The following is a 6,022-nucleotide window of genomic DNA, read 5'->3' on the forward strand; positions in this document are numbered from 1 at the left end:
CTTATGGCCGGGCCAATGGCAGCGCTGAGTCAGTCGCCAATCAATCCGTGATTACGCGACGCGATACGTGGCGGCTCTGTGGGCGATGGCCTCGATTTGCAGCGCTGCCGCTTCGCGGGCGCTGTCACCGCTGGCCATCGCCTTGCTGTAGTGGTCACAACTGGCGCGCACGTCAGCGCTGTTCAGCACCGTGTCCAGGGCCGTGGCCAGTGACTCGGCGGGGGCCGGCGCGAACACCTGCAAGCCGCACCCCAGGCGTTGCATTCGCGCGGCGTTGTCGAAATGGTCGTGGGCAAATGGGGTGATGATCTGTGGCACCCCGGCGGTGATTGCCAGGGCCGTGGTCCCGACGCCTCCGTGATGCACCAGGGCCGAGGTATGGGGCAGGATGCGGCTCATGGGAACATACTGTCTTACCAGGATCCTGCCGTCGCTGGACAACGACGGATCGACCGGCTGGCTGGTCAGGAACACGCCGCGGCGGTCGATCAACTTCAGTGCTTTCGCCGCAGCGGCGAAGTACTGTTCGGCATTGACCGTCGTCGAACCCGGGGTAAACACCACCGGTGGGGCTACATTCAAAAAGTCTTCCAGCTCGGCGTCTGGCGCCTCGAAGCCGGATTCATCGAATAACGGGAACCCGGTCAGTACCGTCTGGGCAGGCCAGTCCTGTTGGATCGGGGCGAACCAGTCCGGAAACAATCCCAACACCCGGTCAGGCGAGGAGATCCATTGACTGATGATGCGTTTGACCGCAGGCAAGCCCAATTCACGACGAAAACCGTTGAGCTCGGGCTTCATCAGCCGATCGAGGAAGGTGTGCTCGATGACCCCCAGCAGCAGGCGTCGCAAGGGATACGGTACGAAGGCCGGCAGGTTCGTTCCAGGTGGATGGACGGGGCGTGCGAGGGGCGACCAGATGGCGAACGGTGTGACCTGGCCAGTGACCAGTGGGATGCCGTGTCTTTCCTGGAGCAGGCGTGCGGAAAACGCCCACAACGAGCCCAGCAGGACGGTATCGTCGTCACACGCTTGTTCCAGTAGTCGATACTGTTCGCGCAACGTGCCACCGACGGTTTTCCATAGAGTGGGCAGTGACGTGCGCGGATGCCACAACGCCGGGTCAGCCATGACCGCTTGATATTCCTCGCGGGTACCCAAGGGCAGGAACTTGAAGCCACAGCGCTCGATCACCGGAGCGAACGCGGCGCTGGCGCAAAAGGTTATCCGATGCCCGCGTGCGGCGAGGGTGCGGCCGATCCCGATAAATGGGTGAACGTCACCGGCTGAGCCGATGGCCGTAATGATCACATGCATAAGGCTCCCTTTTAGAGTGATCGTGCGGTGGGTGACAGTCCTGATCGGCGGGCGACCGGACATCGCCTGTGGACTCCATCCACAAAAACGATTCAGCTTGAGGGGGTATTTAAGCGGTTGCAGGTAGGAAACGTCTGTAGCGGAAAACGGGGACATTTCGGCCCGCAGATCAGGGATGAAACCTGTGGGGGACTTGCGATGGCGGTGGATCAGCCTCCACACCTCGGGTTGTCCCGCGAATTGCTCGCGGGACAACCCGAGGCGGTCATGACACGGTGGCGGTTTTCAACGCCTGGGAAATCGCCTCGCCCAGCCGGGCCACATGAGGCGCCTTGACCAGTGTGTTGTGGGTGCCGGGCAGGGCCGTCACGTTCACCTGATCCTGTAGCAACGCACGCCAGCCCAGGGTCGGGTCGCTGCGTTGCTGATCATTCGCGGTGAACAACGACACCGTGAGCGGGCTGGGCGGGCTGACGTAGCTGCCGATGGCCTGCCGCGTGGCATAGGCGACGCCCAGGTGCGTGCGCAGCAGGGCTGCGTCGATGTCATCGGGTAACTCCTCTGGTAGCAGGCGGTGGGTCATGCACAATGTCAGCATCGCCTCGATGGCAGAGTGTTCCGCCAGCGCCGTCAGTTGCCGGAGCAGATCAGGGTCGATCCCCTCGGGTAGCCACGCCATCAGGAACTGCGCTTCGCTGATCGATGGCTCGGGCACCAGGTCCGGACGGGTCGACGTATCGATGATGCCGAGGAACTCTATGGCCTCACCGCCGGCCTGCAGCTGACGCGCCATTTCATAGGCGATCAGGCCACCGGCCGACCAACCGGCGATCCGGTACGGACCTTGCGGTTGGACTTGGCGGATGGCCGTCAGGTAACGCGTTGCAATGGCCGGCACATCGGACAGCGGGGCCTCGCCCGCCACCAACCCACTGGCGGCCAAGCCATAGACCGGTATCTGGGGATCGAGCGTTGGCGCCAAGTCCCGCGCATATTGCACTTCACCCCCCAGGGGATGGACCAGATACAGCGGTCGCTGGGAGCCAGTGCGGCGGATCGGCACCAGATTGCGTTGGGCGCCGGGCCGGGACTGGCCATCCAGGGTCCTGGCGAAACCGGCAATGGTCGGCTCGACGAACAGGTCACGCACGGCGATCGGTTTACCGAGGACTTTACGCAGGCGAGAGGCCATTTGCACGGCCATCAGCGAAATACCACCGAGGCTGAAGAAGTCGTCGTGGCGGCTGATCCGTTCCTGTTTGAACAGGTCCTGCCAGAGAGCCGCGATGGCGATCTCGGTATCCCCTTGAGGCGCTTCAAAAGGCAGCGGCACAGGACCGTCTTCAGCGCTGACGGGCTGGACGACGGCATTGACCGAGCGCTCCAGCGGCGGCGTGCCCTGCAATAACTGGCCGATGGATTGCTGCGCGTCGCTCACCAGGTTTTCCAGGACCTTGGCAAATAATCCGGCGATGTTCTGCACGGTGTGTAGGTCGAACAGATCGTTGGCGTATTGCAGGCTGCCAGCGATGCGTTCGCCATTGTCGATCAGCGACAGTGACAGGTCGAACTGCGTGGTGTTGTGGGGGCTCCCCAGGGTTTGCACCTCGAGCCCGGGCAACTGCAACGGTGCCGGTGGCGTGTTGTCCAGGCTCAACATCACCTGGAACAACGGGCTGTGGCTCATGCTGCGAGTCGGTTGCAGGGCGCTCACCACCTGTTCGAAGGGCAGGTCCTGGTGATTGTAGGCGGCCAGGGTCAGGTTCTTGATTTTCCCCAGCAGCTCGTCGATGCGGGTATCACGCTCGGTGGAGACTCGCAACGCCAGGGTGTTGGCGAAGAAACCGATCAAGGCCTCCAGCTCCGGACGCTGACGGTTGGCCACCGGCGTGCCGACCACTACATCCGCCTGGCCGCTCAGATGGCTCATCAACACTGACCAGCCCGCCAGCAGCACCATGAACAACGTGGTGCCCCGGGCCTGGCTGAATGCACGCAGATCGGCGCTGAGGGTGGGCGAAAAGCTGCACTCGATGATGCCGCCGGTATACCGCTGTATCGCCGGGCGTGGACGATCCAGCGGCAGGTTCAGCAGCACGGGCGCACCTTCCAGGTGTTGTCGCCAGAAGTCGATCTGCGTTTGCAGCGCCGGGCCTTCAAGGGATTGTCGTTGCCAGGCGGCATAGTCCACGTACTGCAGCGCCAGGGGCGGCAACGGGTCTTTCTGGCCTTGGGTGAAGGCGCTGTAGAGCACGCTGACCTCGTGAGCCAGCACGCTGTTGGACCAGCCATCGGAAACGATGTGATGCAAGGTGATGAACAGCACATGTTCGTCATCGGCCACTTGCACCAGGTGGCCGCGCATCAGTGGCCCGCTGTGCAAGTCGAACAACTGTGTGGCGTTGATCTGGCCGAGATGCTCGAGCGTGGCCTGACGTTCAGCGGGGGCCATTGCACGCAGGTCCTGCTGCTCCAGGCGGAAACCGTAGTCGGTCGGGGCGATTTTTTGCACTGGCTCGTCGTCCACCAATTCGAATCGCGTGCGCAAGGTTTCGTGGCGTGCTACCAGGCGGTCGAGGGTTGCCTGCAGCGCCGCTTTGTCCAGCGAACCGGTCAAGCGCAGGGCCAGGGGCAGGTGATAAGCGGCACCCGCCGCGTGATCCAGATGATCGAGGAACCACAGCCGTTGCTGGGAGAAGGACAGCGGCAGTCGTCCCGAACGATTGGCCAATGGAATCGAGACCGATTCAGTTGACGATGCGCCGTGCACCAGGGCGGCGAGGCCACGCACGGTCGGCGCGTCGAACAATTCGCGCAAGGTCACCCGTGCACCCAGCTTGCGTCGCAGTCGCGAGAGCAACTGTACGGCGAGCAGCGAATGCCCACCCAGCTCGAGGAAGCCGTCGTGACGGCCGACCTGATCCAGATGCAGCAATCCTTTCCAGATCTCGGCAATGGCGATTTCAGTGTCGCCTTGGGGCGCCTCGTAGGTTTTGCTCGCCAGGGATTCCTGGCCGGGCGCCGGCAGGGCGCGGCGGTCGAGCTTGCCGTTGGCGGTGAGGGGCAGGGCGTTGAGGTGCACGAAGGCACTGGGCACCATGTATTCGGGTAGATCGTTCAATAGCGCGCTGCGCAGCTGCTCGGCCGGGACCGGCTCGCCGCAGACATAGGCGACCAGGCGCTTGCTCTCCGAATCGCCTTGGCTGTCTTCTCGGGCGATCACCACGGCCTCGCGGATGCCCGGGCAGGCCACCAGTGCATTTTCGATTTCACCCAATTCGATACGGAAGCCACGGATCTTCACCTGGAAATCGTTGCGGCCCAGGTATTCCAGCGTGCCATCGGCCAGCCATCGACCGAGGTCGCCGGTCTTGTACAAGCGTGCGTTCGGTTCGGTGCTGAACGGGTCGGCGATGAATCGCTCGGCGCTCAGCTCCGGCCGGTTCAGGTAACCCCTGGCCACGCCGGTGCCGCCGATGTGCAGCTCACCGGCCACGCCCAGTGGCGTCGGTTGGCCGTGGGTGTCAAGCACGTGCACCTGGACGTTGGCAATCGGCCGGCCAATGCTCGGACGCTCGCCCAGGTCACGGATCAGGTCGATGGTGGCGTCCACCGTGCATTCGGTCGGGCCGTACATGTTGTAGAAGCGAATGCTCGGGCAGTTGCGCAGTTTCTCCCAAGTCGCGGCATTGATGGCCTCGCCACCGAGCAGCACGCTGACGGGTTGGTAGCTTTGGCGTTCCAGCAGGCCGGCGGCGAGCAGGGTGTCGAGTTGCGACGGCGTGGAATCGAAGGCGTGCACCTGGTGCTGTTCGAGGAAGTCCAGCAACTCGTGGCCGCTGGCGCGGATCAGTTGCGGGATGATCACCAGCCGATGGCCGGAGAACAGCTGGGAGATGCCCTTGATCGACATGTCGAAGAAGAACCCGGCATTCAGGGCCACGGTGGCCGGGGTTGGGCAATGCTGGTGGGTGGTGCGGGTCAGCACCTGCCAGAAGTTGAACACCGAGCGGTGCTCGACCATCACGCCCTTGGACTGGCCGGTGGAGCCGGAGGTGTAGATCACATAGGCCAGGTGCTCGGCCGTAAGGCCCGATACCTGCGGGTTCACATCGAACGTCGCATCGTCTGCTGCTTGCAGCGAACCGCTTGTGTCGAGCAAGAACACCGGTAGATCCCCGGACGGCAGGGTAAGGGCCGCTTGGGTCAGCAAAGCCCGAGGCTGACTGTCCTGGAGCATGAACGCCATGCGCTCGGCGGGATGGGCCGGGTCGATGGGTACGTAGGCGGCACCGGCCTTGAGCACGCCGAGCAGGCCGACGATCATGTCCAGGCTGCGTTCGGCACAGATCGCCACGCGCTGATCAGGTTCGACACCGAGTTCGAGCAACTGCCGAGCCAGGTGGTTGGCGCGACGGTTGAGCTGGCGGTAGGTCAGTTGTTGCTGTTCGCAGACCAGGGCCACGGCGTCGGGGTTGGCCTGGACCTGGGCTTCGAACAGGTGCTGGATCGGTTGCGCCGTGCCGAAATCCGTGGCGGTGTGGTTGAAGTCCGCCAGCAGCAATTGCCGCTCGGTTTCAGGGAGCACGTCCAGATCGCTGGCGAGGCGTTCGGGAGCCTGTTCAAGGGCTTCGACCAGCGCGGCGACGGCTTGGGCGAGGTAGGCGGCGATGCGTTGCGGGTCGATGCCGGTGATGGATTGGGC

General features: G+C 63.6%; 2 protein-coding genes. Both read right to left on the minus strand.

All coding sequences use genetic code 11. The features are described 5' to 3' along the window. Positions 1-51 precede the first annotated feature (51 nt). Complete coding sequence (locus tag BT125_RS21675) at positions 52-1,317, minus strand: glycosyltransferase (protein WP_072410166.1); 1,266 nt, start codon at positions 1,315-1,317, stop codon at positions 52-54. 265 nt (positions 1,318-1,582) lie between these two features. Beyond that, positions 1,583-6,022 (minus strand): amino acid adenylation domain-containing protein (locus tag BT125_RS21680; RefSeq protein ID WP_139271778.1); only part of this gene is annotated, 4,440 nt, incomplete at its 5' end.

It is taken from the genome of Pseudomonas sp. NFACC04-2 (assembly GCF_900119265.1).
Classification (GTDB): domain Bacteria; phylum Pseudomonadota; class Gammaproteobacteria; order Pseudomonadales; family Pseudomonadaceae; genus Aquipseudomonas; species Aquipseudomonas fluorescens_AA.

Bases quoted from the DNA above. Each gene is read 5' to 3' on its own strand.
- BT125_RS21675 (WP_072410166.1), bottom strand. From the start codon at position 1,317: ATGCATGTGATCATTACGGCCATCGGCTCAGCCGGTGACGTTCACCCA.